A 14949-nucleotide genomic window follows, 5' to 3' on the forward strand; every position below is an offset into this window, starting at 1 on the left:
CGCCGGTCCGATGCCGAGCGGTCAGCCCGATGCCGAGCGGCCGGTCGCCCGGGCGGCCGACCATCCGGCAAGCAACCGACCTGCACCCGCGACGGACCGACCGCAGGCCAGTACCTGCGACACGCACCTGCCGCGGTCAGCGCACGACGAGGCGGCGGCCCGGGGCCAGGTCGTAGGTGCCCGGCGTCGCGCCCGTGGCGGTCACCGTGATGGGCGGCTCCGCGACGACGCGGTTCTCCGTGGGGAACCAGGTGCGGCCGGGCGCGACCAGCACCAGCATCCCGTGGAGATCGCCGACGGTCGTGAACGTCGGCGAGCCGTCGTCGGCGTGCACGTAGCGCCTGATCCCGGCCTCCGCGCCGAGCCGGTCGGCCACGGCGACGACGTCGGGCACGGCGATCCCGACCTCGCTGACGCCGAGGAGGCTGCGCGGGCCGAACGGGCCGTCCGCCGCATTGCCCAGGTCCCGGCGCGCGATGACCTCGAGCACCGACCGGTCCGGGCCGTGGAAGTAGACGGAGCGGGCGTTCCAGGAACTCTGCGCCTCGTGCTCGCCGCTCAGGAGCGCGACCCGCTGGGCGAGCCAGTCGTGGGCCGCGGTCACCTGGTTCGCCGGGATCAGGAACGCGTAGTGCTGGTCGCCCGGGGCGGTGTCGTCCTGCCGGAGGACGAGCATGGTGTCGCCGAGTGCGACCTCCGCCCGCTCGCCGTCGGCCGTCGTACGCCTGGCGACGGACAGCCCGAGGACGCCCTCGTAGTACTCGGCGGTCTCGACGACGGACCGGGTCACTGTCTCCACACGTGTGATCTGCATGGGCACGATGAAACAACCTCAACATCACTTGAGGTCAACCCCCGACCCGGCCGCGACGTCGGGGGCGCGGCCGGCTGTCTCAGGCGAGGAGTCACACGCACGGCCACCCCGAGCACGGCCCAGCACGAACAGGCCGCGGGAGCGATCCTCGCAGTCAGGCGAGGAGCCAGGCGGCCGCCGCCCGGAGGAACGCACGATGGGCTGCCGAGCCGTAGGAGCGGACGTCGTGGCCCAGGCCCGAGTAGACCGTGCGGCCGCCGTGCGCCTCGGCGGCCCAGGCGACGGGGTGCACGCGGGCGCCGTCGTCGGCGCCGAAGCCGGACTCGGCCGGACCGCGCGTCGTCAGGAGAACCCGCGAGGACTCGGACACCACGAGATGGCAGTACCGCTCGTCGTACGCGTCGATCGCGCCGGCGCCGCCCAGGGCGTTGCCGAGTCCGTCGGTGACGGGGTGCCCGGGGACGACGTCGAACACCGCGTCGCCGATCGGCGGATGCATCGAGACACCGGGGATCCAGCGCCCGCCGAGGATCGCCTCGAATCCCGGCGCGTCGGCGAAGGTGTTCGCCGCCTGGTGCAGCGCGAGGATCGCCCCGCCGGAGCGCGCCCAGCCGGCGAGCCGTTCGTGGAACGCCGTCCAGTCGCCGTCGGCTCCGTCGAACTCCGGATCGGTCCGGCCGCGGCCGGAGTTCAGGACCAGCAGGCCGACGTCGTCCAGGTCATCCAGCGCTTCCTGCCACGTCGAGCGGACCCGCACCACGACGTCGTCGCCCCCTACCGCGCCCGGTGCGCCGAGGATCCGCGCGACCTCGTGCGAGGTGGCGGCATGGTCGTGCCAGGGGTCCTCGTACCGCCCGCGGCCGGCCAGGACAAGTATGCGCGTCGTCACGCCGCCGATCCTAGGCGCGCCCGCGACGACGGACCTCCCGCGTCCGTCCCGACCCGATCCTGGTCGGTCATCCGATCACACCGCACGGACCGGCTGCCGCAGCACCGTGCGGAGCTTCGCGGGCGCGACGCGACGCGGGTCGGAGAGGTAGATCTCGTGGTGGTCGCCGTTGAAGGCCAAGCCATGGGCGGGCAGGTACTCGTCGTGCAGGCGCGCCAGTGTGGGGCCCTCGTCGTCGTAGGGGCCGACGTGCAGGATCTGCACGCACCGCCCCTCCCGCGGGGCGAACAACCGCAGACCGGCGAGCGCCGGGTTCGGCTTCTTCCGCGAGACGTCCGCCACCGCGTGCTCGACCGCCGTGCCATCGACCCAGTCCGGCTGCCAGATCATCACCGTCCACTCCCAGGCCCCTTTGTCGCGGCTGAGGAACACGCTCGGGTCGTCCGCGCGCCACAGCGCCTCCAGGGGGCCGACCACATGGTCGCGGCCGTCCGCCTTGCCGGCGAACTTCAGCGTGTACGACACCCCGTACACCGCCTCGACCGCCCGCGCGTAGGACTCCGCGGTGTTCGGATCTCCCTCCCCGTCGACCGCGACGTACCGGAACCCGGGGACCTCGACCTCCACGAACTCCTGGGCGGACGGCGCGTAGAGCGCCCTGTGCGCGGTCTTGACGTCGTACTTCGCCATCGCGTCCTCCTCGCCGAGCGGCTCCGGCACCGTCCCGGACGCCTCGCCGCCATCGTAGAGAGGGTCACCGACACCGCCGTCCGACGCCAGGACCGCTCACCGCAGCGGGTCGAACGACCTGATCTCCTCGGGGGTGCTGCCCGTCATGATCCGTGCCGCCAGTGCGCGGCCGGTCGCCGGGCCCAGCACCATGCCCCACATGCCGTGCCCGCCCGCCACGTACACGCCGGGAGCGGCCGTCGCCCCGACCAGGGGCAGGCCGTCCGGCGTGACGGGGCGCGCGCCCACCCAGACGTCCGCGCGGTCGTCCAGGTCCACGCCGCGGAGCAGGCCCCGCACGGAGTTCGCGATCGCCTCGACCCGGCGCTGCCGCAGCGGCTCGTCCGGGCCGCGGAACTCCATGGTGCCCGCGACGCGCAGGCGCCCCTGGTACGGGGTGCAGGCCACGCGCCGCGCCGGGAAGTAGATCGGATGATCGATCGGCTCGCCCTCGACCGGCACCGTGAACGAGTAGCCGCGGCCCGCCTGCACCGGCGTCCGCACGCCGAACCGCCGGGCCAGCCGCGGCAGCCAGGCGCCGGTCGCGAGCACGACGACGTCCGCGGCCATCTCGTCGTGGTCGGCGACGGACACGCGGACCCCGCCGCGCTCACCGGTTCGCGCCGGGCGCACGCCGGTCACCGGCGCGTTCGCGACGATCTTCGCGCCGCGCGCGATCACCGCGCCCGCGAGCGCCTGCACGAAGGGCCCCGGCTCGATGTACCGCTGCCCGCCCAGCTCCCAGACGGAGGTCACGGCCGGGGACAGGTGGGGGCCGCCGTCGGGCACCTTCCGCAGCGGGACGTCCTGGCCGGCGGCCGCCACGCCGTCGAGCTCGTGGGCGAACGGGCCGACCTGCTTCGCGTTCTCGAACGCAACCACCCAGCGCGAGGGATGGGTGTCGGCGTGCACGCCTTCGGCGACGAGCTCGTCGTACGCGTCGAGAGAGGCCTGGGCGATCGGGGTGAGCGCGTCCATCGCGCGGCGCCAGGCGCCCGGCGTCGCGTGGCGCATGAACCGGGCGAGGAAGGCCCGGAGGCCGGCATCCCAGCGGAACGGGACGGAGAGCGCGGCGTCGGGGTCGAGCAGGGCGCGCGGGCCGTAGGTCCACAGCGAGGGGTCGGCGAGCGGCATCGCCATGCCGGGCGTGAGCCATCCGGCATTGCCCCAGGAGGACCCGGCAGCGACGCCCGTGCGGTCCACGACGGTCACCTCCACGCCGCGTTCCTGCAGGTGCCAGGCGGTGGCGAGACCGACCATCCCGGCGCCGACGACGATCGCGGACTCGGGCGGCCGCCGGCCGGGCAGGGCGCCGGGCCCGGGGGCGGCGGGGTGTGCGGGCACGGGATTCTCCTCGGGCGGTGCGATGGCGTGCGGATGCCCTCTCCGTCGAGCGCGTTGACGGGTCCATGCTCCACCTGGCAGTGGAGGGCCGCGCAACAGACCGTGATAAGGAGTCGGGACATCTCGTGAACGTTCGGCGTCGGTCGGCGGGTTCCCGCGCAGGTCGGCGGCCTGCGCGCCGCCGTGCGGGTCAGCGGAACGCGCCGCGGACCGCGGCGCGGAGCACGTGACTCAGGCCGACCGATCCCTCGTCGAACATCATCGACGTCACCGTCGCCATGGCGGACTGGTCCCGGCCCACGGAGTCGATGGTGAACCGGGCCCACCTGCTCGACCGCATGAGGCGCTGCCCGAGGCCGCACGTCCGGTGGTGGTGGGCGAACCGTCGCGTGAACGCTCGCTCGAACCCGCGCAGCGTCCGCAGCGCGCCCGGGCCGCGCAGCGCGTCGGCGCCGCCGGCCGCACGGGCCGCCGCGAGGTGTTCCGCGAGCTGCACGCCGGCGGCCATCGCGTAGAAGATGCCCTCGCCGGACAGCGTGTTGATCGTCGCCGCCGCGTCGCCGAGCAGCACTGCGGGGTACGGGCGTGCCGTCATCGCCTGCCTGGCGCCGGCGTGGGGCAGCTGATGGGTGGCCGGCTCGCCGACGTCGGACACGTCGAACCCGCGCCGCCGCAGGTCGGCGACGTAGGCGTCGAACAGCTCGCCCAGCTTTCGGCTCCGGGTGGCGAGCAGGTCCACCGGGATGCCGATCCCGACGTTGGCCCGGTCGTCCGGCAGCGGGAAGACCCAGCCGTAGGCCGGCAGCAGTTCGTCGATGAAGTCGAAGCGGAGGGTGTCGCTCAGCACGAGGTCGGGGTGCTTCACCGTGGCGTAGGCGCGTGTGGCGATGATCGTGTGCTTCTTCGCCGGCCGGTCGATGCCGAGCGCGCGCCGCACGGCGGAGTACGCGCCGTCCGCGCCGACCACGAGGTCGTAGGGCTCGGCGGTGGTGCTGCCGTGCTGTTCGAGGTGGACGACGGCGGTCGTGGTGCCGTCGGGCACGAGCTTGCCCGGGGCGGACGGGTCGTCGGGCGACACCGCGCCCTCGCCCGGTACCACGCCGCGGACGCCGTCGGACACCTCGATGCCCTTGAACGAGACGCCCTCGCGGAACCGCGCCCCGGCCGCGACGGCGGCGTCCTTGAGGGCCTCGTCGAGGTCCAGCCGCGGCACGACGTATCCGCGGAAGTCGCCGTGGGCGATCGTGGAGTCCTCGATGGCGGCGGTCGCGCCGCCGGGACCGGTGATCGCGACGCCGGTCGGGGTGTGGAAGCGCGCGAAGACCTCGCTCAGGCCCAGGCTCTCCAGGATCCGCCGAGCGCCCGGTCCCATGCCGTCGCCGCAGGTCTTGTCCCGTGGGAAGGCAGCCTTGTCGACGAGGGTGACCTCGGCGTCGGGCAACTCGCGGCGCAGCGCGATCGCGGTGACGGAGCCGGCGGGCCCGGCGCCGACGACGAGGATGCGGGGCGGACGCTGTCCTGCGGTGGCGGTGCTCATCGAGACGACACTAGCGGGCCGCTGATCCCGCCGGTCGAACTCCGGCGGCGGGATGCGCCCGCACATGGCGGCCGGGCACCATGGGCTTGACCCTCACACGATGTCAGGCGGGAGAACTGGACCGTGTTGTCCATCGGAGCCTTCGCGCAGATCGGCCAGGTCACTCACCGCATGCTGCGGCACTGGGACCAGGCCGGGCTGCTCGTGCCCGCACACGTCGACGAGTTCAACGGGTACCGGTCCTACGACCCGTCCCAGCTCTCGCGGCTCCACCGGATCGTGGCGCTGCGGCAACTGGGGTTCGGGCTGGAGGCCATCGCGGTGGTCCTGGCCGACGACGGGGACGGTGCCGGCGGCACCGGGACCGACGTCGTCCGGATCAGGGCGTTGCTCGAGGCCCGTCGCGAGGAGCTCGAACGTGAGCACGCCCTCGCGACCATGCGGCTCACCGACGTGGAACGGCGGCTCCGCCTGATCGAGGAGAAGACCATGACCATCGAGATCATCACCAAGGACCTCCCCGCCGTGCGGCTCGCGGCGCGGACCGTCAACGTGTCGGAGCAGCCGGAGATCGGCGGGGTCGTCGGGCCCACGTTCGACGCCGTCGGGAAGATCCTGACGGACGCGCACGGCCCCGGCATGCTGGAGACCCCGATCGCCAGGTACGAGATGACCGACGACGGCATGACCGCCGTCATCGGCTACGAGTACGGCGGCGAGCCGCTCGACGGCATCGAGATCGTCGAGCTTCCCGCGGCCCCGGAGGCCGCCTGCACCGTGCACGTCGGGACGATGCAGGGCATCGGGGCGACGTGGCAGGCCCTCCACACCGAGATGGCGGCGCGCGGCTGGGCGCCCTCGGCCGGGGGCCGCGAGCTGTACGTGCGGGCGGAACGCGAGGACCAGTCCGACTGGGTCACGGAAATCCAGCAGCCGGTGACGCGGGCGTAGTCCCCGGGCCTGCCGCCTGCCGCGCGAGGGCACGCGGCGGGCGTCAGGTGACCGCGCCGACGTGCCAGGGGATGAACTCCTCGGCGCCGATCTCCAGGTCCTCGCTCACCGTCCGTTCCCCGGACGCGACCGCGAGGATCAGATCGAGGATCTCCCGCCCGACGTCCTCCAGCGACGCCGTGCCGTCCACGACCACCCCCGCGTTCACGTCCATGTCCTCGGCCATCGCCGAGTACATGGGCGTGTTCGTGGCGACCTTGATCGAGGGCGTCGGTCGGCAGCCGAACACCGATCCGCGGCCGGTCGTGAAGACGACGACGTTAGCCCCGCCCGCGACCATGCCCGTCACCGACACCGGGTCGTAGCCGGGCGTGTCCATGAAGGTGAACCCGGCCCTGGGCGCGATCGGTTCCGCGTACTCGTACACGGCGGACAGGGGCGCGGTACCGCCCTTGGCCACCGCGCCGAGCGACTTCTCCAGGATCGTGGTGAGCCCGCCGGCCTTGTTCCCCGGCGAGGGGTTGTTGTCGAGCGTCCCGCCGCCCGCGGCGACGTAGTCGCGCCACCAGTCGATGCGGTCGAGCAGTCTCTTGGCGACGGCGGGCTCCGTCGCGCGCGCCGTGAGCAGGTGTTCGGCCCCGTACACCTCGGGCGTCTCGGCCAGCACGGACGTGCCGCCGAGGGCAACCAGGCGATCCGAGGCCCAGCCCAGCGCCGGGTTCGCCGTCACACCCGAGTAGCCGTCGGAACCGCCGCACTCCAGCCCCAGCACGAGCTCCGAGACGTCGCACTCCTCGCGCTCCCGCGCGTCGACGTGCGGCAGCATCTCGCGCACGGCGGCGACGCCCGCACGGACGGTCGCCCGCACGCCGCCCGACTCCTGGATGGTCAGCGACCGCACCACGGTGTCGGCGGGGATGGAGGCGAGCAGCCCGGCATCGACGCCGGTCGCGGGGTCCGCACCGGCTCCCGGGTTCCCGCCGCTACCGGGGATGTCCGACGACGGCGCCCGGCCGGCCGCGTCCTCGGCAACGGTCTGCTCCAGGGTCCGGCCCGATGAGGCGCCGGGGGCGCCGAGCGTCGGCATGCCGAGGTCGACGCTCCGGCCCGAGCGGGCCGACAGGGCCGAACCCGGGACCATCTCGCAGCCCAGGCCGAGCACGAGCAGGCCGGAGACGTTCGGGTGTGCCGCGTGTCCCCGCAGGGTGCGGATCAGCATCCGGCCGCCCTCGGAGTCGGGCACCATCCCGCAGCCGCTGGTGTGGGTGAGGGCGATGACGCCGTCGACGTTCGGGAACTCGTCGAGGGCGGCGCCGCGGAACTGGTCGGCGATCATCTTCGCGGTGGTCGCCGAGCAGTTCACGCTGGTGAGGATCGCGAGGTAGTTGCGCGTCCCGACCCGCCCGTCGGCCCGCCGGTACCCGCGGAAGGTGGGCCGCTTCCCTTCCGGTCCCGCTGCCGGATCGCGGCGGTCCCTCGCGGGACCACCGTCAGCGCCCGGAGACCCGGGGCCGGCCGGCTCCGGGCCGCTGCCTCGGCGGAGGGCCAGGGCTGCCTCGTCGTCGAACGCGAGGTTGTGGGTGTGGACGTGGTCGCCTGGGGCGATGTCCGTCGTCGCCATCCCGATGACCTGGCCGTACTTGCGCACGGGCGCCCGCCGGCCGACGTCGGACACGGCGATCTTGTGACCGCGCGGCACGGCTCGCGTCCCCACGGTCACGTCGGCGCCGCCCCCGCCGACCACCTCGCCGGGGGCGAGATCCCGCAGCGCGATCGCGACGTCGTCCCCGTCGTTCAGAACCAGGAGCTCAGCCACCACGGCACTTTCCTTCCACCCGAAACCACTCCGCGGCCGGTGTCCCGGCCGCGCCCGATCGAGCGCGTGGTCGGTCACCGGATGACCGACCACGCGTCCCGCAGAACCGTCAGCGGACAGTCAGCCCGCGATCGCGGCGTTGACCTCTTCCATGAACATCGTCGCGGCCTCCTCCGGGGTGATGCGTTCGAAGATCACCTCGGTGTTGACGCGCTCCATGATGTCCTGCATCTCGGCCGAGCCGTTCGGCGGCACGGGCGAGGCGTCGACGATCTCGTCGCCGAGGTCCGCCATGAAGTCGGCCACCTGCTTGTCGGCGTCGGTCAGGTCGTCGGCGATGACCTCGCGCATGTCCGTGTTCGCCGGCAGGCCACGGTCGGTCAGGTTGATCCTGGCGGCCTCCTCGGAGTTGAGCAGGAAGTCCACGAACTTCGCCGCGGCGTCCGGGTACTCGGTCGTCGCGGACACCGAGTAGAACATGGCCGGCTTGTAGTACATGCCGGTGCGCTCGAACTCGGTCTCGCCCGGGTACCGCAGCAGCTGGATGTCCTCACCCGAGGCCTCGGAGAGCGCGCCGAGCTGGTTCGACCAGAAGGACGCCATGCCGCCCACGTTGGTGCCCACGAGCGACCCCTCAGGGCCGGCGTGCTGGTACTCGATCGTCCGGGTGGCGTCCGGCTGGCCGCCGCCGGACATCAGGTCGAGCGAGGTCTGGAAGAACTCGGCGACCGTCTCCTCGGACACGCCGAGCTCGCCCTCGGGCGTCCACAGGCTCTCGCCCTTCTGCCGGGCGAGGATGTTCAGGCCGGCCTCGTTGAAGCCGTAGTCCTGGGTGCCCCAGACGCCCTCGCCGGCGCCCTCGGAGACCTTGTTCGCGACGTCGACGTACTCCTCCCAGGTCCACGACGTGTCGTCCGGGATCTCCACCCCGGCCTCCTCGAAGACGGCCGGGTTCGCCACGATCGCGTAGGCGTTGATCCCGGTGGGGAGGGCGTACTGCGTGCCGTCGATCTGACCGCCCGCGAGGATGCTCTGGTCGATCTTCGTCGTGTCGATGTCGAGCTCGCCGAGGTCGGCGAGGACGCCGCGCGTCGCGTAGTCGGAGACGTAGCGCTCCTCCTGCGTCATCACGTCCGGCGTGTCGCCGGCGGCGACGGTGGTCGAGAGCTTGTTCCAGTAGCCGTCCCAGTCCGTGAAGTCCGGGACCACGGTGATGTCGGGATTCTCCGCCTCGAAGGCGTCGATGATCTCCTGGGTCGCCGCGTGCCGCTCGTCGGATCCCCACCAGGAGAACCGGATCTCGCACGGGCACTCCTGGGCCTCGACGTCGCCCGTGCCGCCGACGCCGGAGTCGCCGCCGCACGCGGACAGGATCAGGGCGGTGGCGGCGGCACCCGCCGCCACCGCGGCTCCACGCCGGCCACGCTGAGTGATTGAGGTACGCATTTCTCTCCTTCTCGATGACGAGACGTCGTCGTTTCTGTCGCTCGGAGGTTCGGTTTGCCGTAGGTGCGAAGACCTGCCGCGCCCGGAAGGCGCGACGGCCTATTTGATGCCCGTCGTGGCGATCCCCTTGACCAGGTACTTCTGGCCGAAGAGGAACACGAGGAACACCGGGATCAGGGAGACGATCGACATCGCGAACAACGCGCCCCACGAGCTCTCGCCCGTGGAGTCGACGAAGGTCCGCAGCGCGATCGGCACGGTGTACATGTCTGGCTTCGTGAGGAAGATCAGCTGACTGAAGAAGTCGTTCCAGGCCCAGATGAACGTGAAGATCGCCGTGGTCGCCAGGGCGGGAAGCGCCAGCGGCATCATGATCTGCCAGTAGATGCGCACGTGCCCGGCGCCGTCGATGCGGGCCGCCTCGTCCAGCTCACGCGGGATCCCCCGGAAGAACTGGACCATGAGGAAGATGAAGAAGGCGTCCGTGGCGAGCAGCTTCGGCACGATCAGCGGCAGGAAGGTGTTGATCCATTCCAGCCGCGAGAACATCACGTACTGCGGCACGATGATCACGTGGATCGGCAGCATGATCGTCATGAGCATGATCGCGAACCAGAAGTTGCGGCCCCGGAACCTCAGCCGGGCGAACGCGTAGGCGGCCAGTGAGCACGACACCAGGTTTCCGAGCACACAGCCGAGCACCACGATCGCCGAGTTGATCAGATAGCGGCTGAACGGGTGGAGGAGTGCGCTCCAGCCGTCGGTGTAGTTGGACAGGTCCACGTCCGAGGGGATCAGCCCGGGCTCACGGAAGATGAGCGCGTTCGGCTTGATCGAGCTCGCCAGCATCCACAGCAGCGGATACAGCATCACGAAGCCGAAGAGGACGAGGCCCGCGTGCTTGAGCGCGCTCGTCACGGCGGACCGGACGCGGCGGGCGGCGGTGCCGGTGCGCCGCACGCGCCGGTCCGGGGACGACGGCGGTTCGGCGAAGGTGACCTTCGAGGGCGTGGCGAGATCAGTCATCGTAGTGAACCCAATACTTCGAGGCGAGGAAGTTGACGAGCGTCATTCCGCCGATGATCAGGAGCAGGAACCAGGCCATGGCCGACGCGTAGCCCATGTCGAGGTCCGCGAAGCCCTTCCGGTACAGGTAGAGCGTGTACAGCAGGGTCGAGTCGGCCGGGCCGCCGTTCCCGCCGCTCACCACGAACGCCTGCGTGAAGTTCTGGAAGGCATTGATGAGCTGCAGCACGAGGTTGAAGAACACGATCGGCGTGAGCATCGGCACCGTGATCGACCAGAACTGCCGGATCGGCCCGGCGCCGTCGATCGACGCCGCCTCGTAGTACATCCGGGGGATCTGCCGCAGCCCCGCGAGGAAGATCACCATGGGCGCGCCGAAGGTCCAGACGTTCAGGATGATCAGCGTGTTCAGCGCGTGATCCGGGTGCGACACCCAGCCCGTGCCCTCGATCCCGACGAGCGCCAGCACCTGGTTCACCAGACCGTCGGCGCCGAAGATCTGCCGCCACAGGATCGCGATCGCGACGCTGCCGCCGAGCAGCGAGGGCAGGTAGTACACCGAACGGTAGAGCGCCAGCCCACGCATGCCCTTGTCCAGCACCAGCGCCAGCGCGAGCGCCGCCGCGAGCTGCAGCGGCACCGACACGAACACGTAGGTGAACGTGACCTGGAGCGACGTGAGCAGCCGGGGGTCCTCGAACATCCGCACGTAGTTGTCGAAGCCGACCCACGCCGGCGCCGTCAGCAGGTCGTAGTCCGTGAAGGACAGGTACAGCGACGCGGCCATGGGACCGGCCGTGATGAGGAACAGCCCCGCGAACCACGGGGCGAGGAAGAGCGCGGCCATGCGGCCGTCGCCCTTGCGTCGCTCGCTCGCGGCCCTCCGCGTGCTCGCGACCTCTTGGATCACGCTGGACATTCCGCCCTCCGGTCATCGTCGACCTCTTGCTTCCCCGAGAACGAGCCGCCGCGAAGGGCTCACGTGCGACCTCGAACCGAGAAACCGGTTGCCGTGCCAGAACGTACCACATGAGGAACCGGTTTCCCATGGTGTACCTTCACCTCGTGAACATCAGGCGCCCAGCAGTGACGATCGGCGACGTGGCCGCGGCCGCGGGCGTCTCGCGAGCCACGGTGTCGCGGGTGATGAACGGCCGCAGCACGGTCGCCGCGGACATCGCCGAGCGCGTGCGAGAGGCCGCGGAGTCGCTGAGCTACCGGCCCAGCACCGCCGCCCGGAACCTCGCCCTCGGCCGCACGCGGACCGTCGCCCTCGTGATGCCCGACGTCGGGAACCCCGTCTTCCAGCAGATCCTGCACGGCGTCATGGCCGCCGCCGACCAGGACGGATACCGCGTGCTCGTCGCGGACACGGCCGAGGACCAGAGCCAGGAGGCGGCCATCGCGCTCGAGGCGCGGCTGCGCTGCGACGCGCTCGTCCTCGTCTCCCCCCGCATGTCCGACGACGATCTCGCGCGCCTCGTCCCCGACGTCGAGCCCGTCGTCGTGCTGAACCGGCAGGTGCCCCCGCTGCCGGGGCAGGACGGCCGGGCCGGCGGCGCACCCGCCGCGCCGAGCCTCGTCGTCGACTACGAGGACGCCGCGGTCCAGGTGATCGATCACCTCGTGAGCCTCGGCCACCGCCGGCTCGTCTACGTGGCGGGCCCCGGCGCCTCGGCGTCGGACGCCCAGCGCCGCGCGGGTATCCGGCGCGCGCTCGCACATCATCCCGGGCTGGACATCCAGCAGATCCCCGCCGGCCCCGACATCGCCGCGGGGCACGCGGCGACCGGCGCCGTGCTCGCCGGTCGCGCGACAGCGGCCGTCGCCTTCAACGACCTGGTCGCGTTCGGGCTGCTCGCCGGGCTGAACGAGGCCGGGGTCGCCGTGCCCGCCGACATCTCGGTGGCCGGATTCGACGACATCGACCTCGCCCGCTACGCGACACCGGCGCTCACGACGGTCGCCGTGCCGCAGTCGGAACTCGGCCGACACGCCTGGAAGGAGCTAGCCGCAGTGATGGACGACGATGCTCAGCCTGCCCGGTCCGCCCGTTTCACCACCGAGCTCGAGGTGCGCACCAGCACGGGGCCCGCACCGGTGGGGCCCGAGCGCGTGCACGCCACCGACCGCGCTGTCCCCGCCGGTACAGCGGACCACCCGGACACCGCCACCGGAATTTCCGGCGACGCGCGACCGCCGTCGGACCTCGACCTGATCTGGACGGAGGGGCCGGACGCGATCGTGCTCCACGGCCCCGGCGGCACACCGCTCGCGCGGCGCGAGACAGGCGAGCGCATCCCGCCCGTCCACGCGCCGCGGCCGTACCTGCACCCCGTGCACACGCTCGGGGGGACACCGCTGACGGACTCCGGCCCCGTGGACCATCGGCACCACTACGGCGTGGGCATGGCCGTGGCGGACGTGAACGGCACGAGCCACTGGGGCGGCCGGACGTTCATCGAGCACGTGGGGCCGACGCTCCTGCAGAACCACGGCCGCCAGGTCGCCCGCGACGTACGGGCGGACGGCGGCACCCTGACCGAGACGGTCGCCTGGCTCGACGAGCGCGGCGGACAGCAGCTCGTCGAGGACCGCCGGGTCACCGCGCGGTTCCCGACCCTGCGGGGTACGGCGGGCCCCGGCTGGGTGCTCGACTGGCGCTCCGTGCTGCACGCCTCCGACGGCCCGCTGGAGATCCGGTCGCCCGCCACCAACGGCCGGCCGGGTGCCGGCTACGGCGGACTCTTCTGGCGGCTGCCGATCGCGGACGAGACGCGCGTGCTGTCCGTCGCCGGTGAGGGCGAGACCCTCGCGCACGGCAGCGACTCGCCCTGGCTGGCCTTCGTGCAGCGCCACGGCGACCGTCCGACGACGCTCGTGCTCGCCCAGCCGGGCACCGTGCGGCCCTGGTTCGTGCGCTCGGCCGAGTACCCGGGCGCCTGCCCGGCCCTGGCCTGGGACGCGCCGCTGCTCGTGCCCGACGGCGGATCGGTGCAGGTGGGCCTGGTCGCCGCGCTGTTCGACGCCGAGCTCGGGCCGGCCGAGGCGGCCGCCGTGGCGGAGGCGATCGTATGACGTCCCGCGGCGCCGCAGGACCCAGCGAAGGCGCCGGAACGCGCGGAGCGAGTGCCGTGGCGGCCGAGGCCGGCCGCATGCGGGACGTTCCCCGGATCGCCGTCGTCGGCGTGCACGGGCACGGGGCGTCGCACGTGCGGCGAGTCGGCGAGCTGGCGGCGCGGGGCGAGGCGGAGCTGACGGCCGTCGTCGACCCGCGGGAGCCGGAGGCCGGAACGCTCGGCGGGGCGCGGGCCACGTGGTTCGCGAGCCTCGGGGACCTGCTGTCGCAAGGCGAGCTGCCCGACGTCGTCGTCCTGTCCACACCGATCCACACGCACCTGCCGCTCGCTCAGGCCGCGATGGAGGCCGGGATCGACGTGCTGCTGGAGAAGCCGACCGCGGCGTCGCTCGCCGAGCACGAGGCGCTCGTCGCCGTGGCCGAGCGGACCGGACGGCGGTGCCAGGTCGGCTTCCAGACGTTCGGGTCGCACGCGCTGCCCGCGGTCTCGCGGATGATCGAGCGAGGAGAGATCGGCGAGGTCACCGGGATCGGGGCGGTCGGCGCGTGGGTGCGGACGGCGTCGTACTGGAGCCGCTCGGCCTGGGCCGGGCGGCGGCACCTCGACGGCCACGACGTCGTCGACGGCGTCGTGACGAACCCGCTCGCGCACGCCGTGGCGACGGCGCTGCGGATCGGCGGCGCACGCCGGGCCGACGACGTCGCCTACGTGGACACCGACCTGTGGCGGGCGAACCCGATCGAGGCGGACGACACGTCATCGGTCAGGGTGGTCGCCGCGAACGGGACACGGTACGGCTTCGGGCTGACGCTCTGCGCCCACGAGCGAACCCCCGCGCGCGTGATCGTGTACGGCACCGAGGGGACGATCGCGCTGGAGTACGAGTACGACCGCGTGCTGCTGCGCACCGGGTCGGTGACTGCCGAGAAGGAGTACGGCCGGACCTCGCTGCTGGAGGACCTGCTGGCCGCGCGGCGCACCGGCGGGCCGCTGCTCTGCGAGGTCGCCGAGACCGGGGCGTTCATGCGGGTTCTCGAGGCCGTGCGGACGGGGGCGGAGCCGCGCGCGATCGGGGGCGACGGCGCGGGGGCCGTGGAGGCCGGCGCCGGCCGGGTGCGGCCGCAGGGTGTCGCGGGGGTGGCGGGCCCCGCCGTCGTCATGGAGTGGCGCGGCGAGGGCGGCGACCGTCGGCCGGTGATCCACGACGTCGAGCGCTGGTGCGAACGCGTCGCGGAGACACAGAAGCTCTTCTCGGAACTCGGCGCACCTTGGACGGCGGTCCGCGCCTGACCGCGACGCCACGGCTCCGATGCTCGC

The 14949-nt window shown here is 72.6% G+C and carries 12 protein-coding genes; 3 read left to right on the plus strand and 9 right to left on the minus strand.

All coding sequences use genetic code 11. The features are described 5' to 3' along the window. Positions 1-136: 136 nt before the first annotated feature. The 5 genes from IIE03_RS23605 to IIE03_RS23625 form a co-directional block, all read right to left on the minus strand. Positions 137-814: a VOC family protein gene (locus IIE03_RS23605; RefSeq protein ID WP_192865227.1), complete on the minus strand. Its 678-nt coding sequence runs from the start codon at positions 812-814 to the stop codon at positions 137-139. A 154-nt stretch (positions 815-968) separates the two neighbouring features. Further along, complete coding sequence (locus IIE03_RS23610; protein ID WP_192865228.1) at positions 969-1703, minus strand: ThuA domain-containing protein; 735 nt, start codon at positions 1701-1703, stop codon at positions 969-971. Between the two features lie 75 nt (positions 1704-1778). Beyond that, positions 1779-2393 carry a GyrI-like domain-containing protein gene (locus tag IIE03_RS23615; protein ID WP_192865229.1) on the minus strand — a complete coding sequence of 205 codons (615 nt, stop codon included), beginning with the start codon at positions 2391-2393 and terminating at the stop codon, positions 1779-1781. A gap of 96 nt (positions 2394-2489) precedes the next feature. Further along, positions 2490-3776, minus strand: a complete 1287-nt coding sequence (locus IIE03_RS23620) for an NAD(P)/FAD-dependent oxidoreductase (RefSeq protein WP_318843149.1) — start codon at positions 3774-3776, stop codon at positions 2490-2492. A 190-nt stretch (positions 3777-3966) separates the two neighbouring features. After that, complete coding sequence (locus IIE03_RS23625; RefSeq protein ID WP_192865230.1) at positions 3967-5313, minus strand: NAD(P)/FAD-dependent oxidoreductase; 1347 nt, start codon at positions 5311-5313, stop codon at positions 3967-3969. 123 nt (positions 5314-5436) lie between these two features. Between IIE03_RS23625 and IIE03_RS23630 the strand changes: the two genes are divergently transcribed. Further along, complete coding sequence (locus IIE03_RS23630) at positions 5437-6264, plus strand: MerR family transcriptional regulator (RefSeq protein WP_192865231.1); 828 nt, start codon at positions 5437-5439, stop codon at positions 6262-6264. Between the two features lie 43 nt (positions 6265-6307). Here IIE03_RS23630 and IIE03_RS23635 read toward each other — a convergent pair whose 3' ends face one another. The 4 genes from IIE03_RS23635 to IIE03_RS23650 all read right to left on the minus strand — a co-directional run bounded on the left by IIE03_RS23635 (position 6308) and on the right by IIE03_RS23650 (position 11471). After that, positions 6308-8080: a UxaA family hydrolase gene (locus tag IIE03_RS23635; protein WP_192865232.1), complete on the minus strand. Its 1773-nt coding sequence runs from the start codon at positions 8078-8080 to the stop codon at positions 6308-6310. Between the two features lie 120 nt (positions 8081-8200). Next, positions 8201-9526, minus strand: coding sequence for an ABC transporter substrate-binding protein (locus IIE03_RS23640; protein WP_192865233.1), 1326 nt, complete (start codon positions 9524-9526; stop codon positions 8201-8203). Between the two features lie 99 nt (positions 9527-9625). Continuing rightward, on the minus strand, positions 9626-10552 hold the full coding sequence (locus IIE03_RS23645; protein WP_192865234.1) for a carbohydrate ABC transporter permease: 927 nt from the start codon (positions 10550-10552) through the stop codon (positions 9626-9628). Then, positions 10545-11471, minus strand: a complete 927-nt coding sequence (locus IIE03_RS23650; protein WP_192865235.1) for a carbohydrate ABC transporter permease — start codon at positions 11469-11471, stop codon at positions 10545-10547. The genes IIE03_RS23645 and IIE03_RS23650 overlap by 8 nt, the downstream gene beginning before the upstream one ends. A gap of 146 nt (positions 11472-11617) precedes the next feature. Here IIE03_RS23650 and IIE03_RS23655 point away from each other — a divergent pair, with 146 nt between their 5' ends. Next, positions 11618-13630 (plus strand): DUF6807 family protein, encoded by a 2013-nt coding sequence (locus IIE03_RS23655; protein ID WP_318843150.1) that lies wholly within the window; start codon positions 11618-11620, stop codon positions 13628-13630. Positions 13631-13707: 77 nt separating this feature from the next. Next, positions 13708-14922 carry a Gfo/Idh/MocA family protein gene (locus IIE03_RS23660; RefSeq protein WP_192865237.1) on the plus strand — a complete coding sequence of 405 codons (1215 nt, stop codon included), beginning with the start codon at positions 13708-13710 and terminating at the stop codon, positions 14920-14922. Positions 14923-14949: the final 27 nt, after the last annotated feature.

Source organism: Myceligenerans pegani (assembly GCF_014892515.1).
Taxonomy (GTDB): Bacteria; Actinomycetota; Actinomycetes; order Actinomycetales; family Cellulomonadaceae; genus Myceligenerans; species Myceligenerans pegani.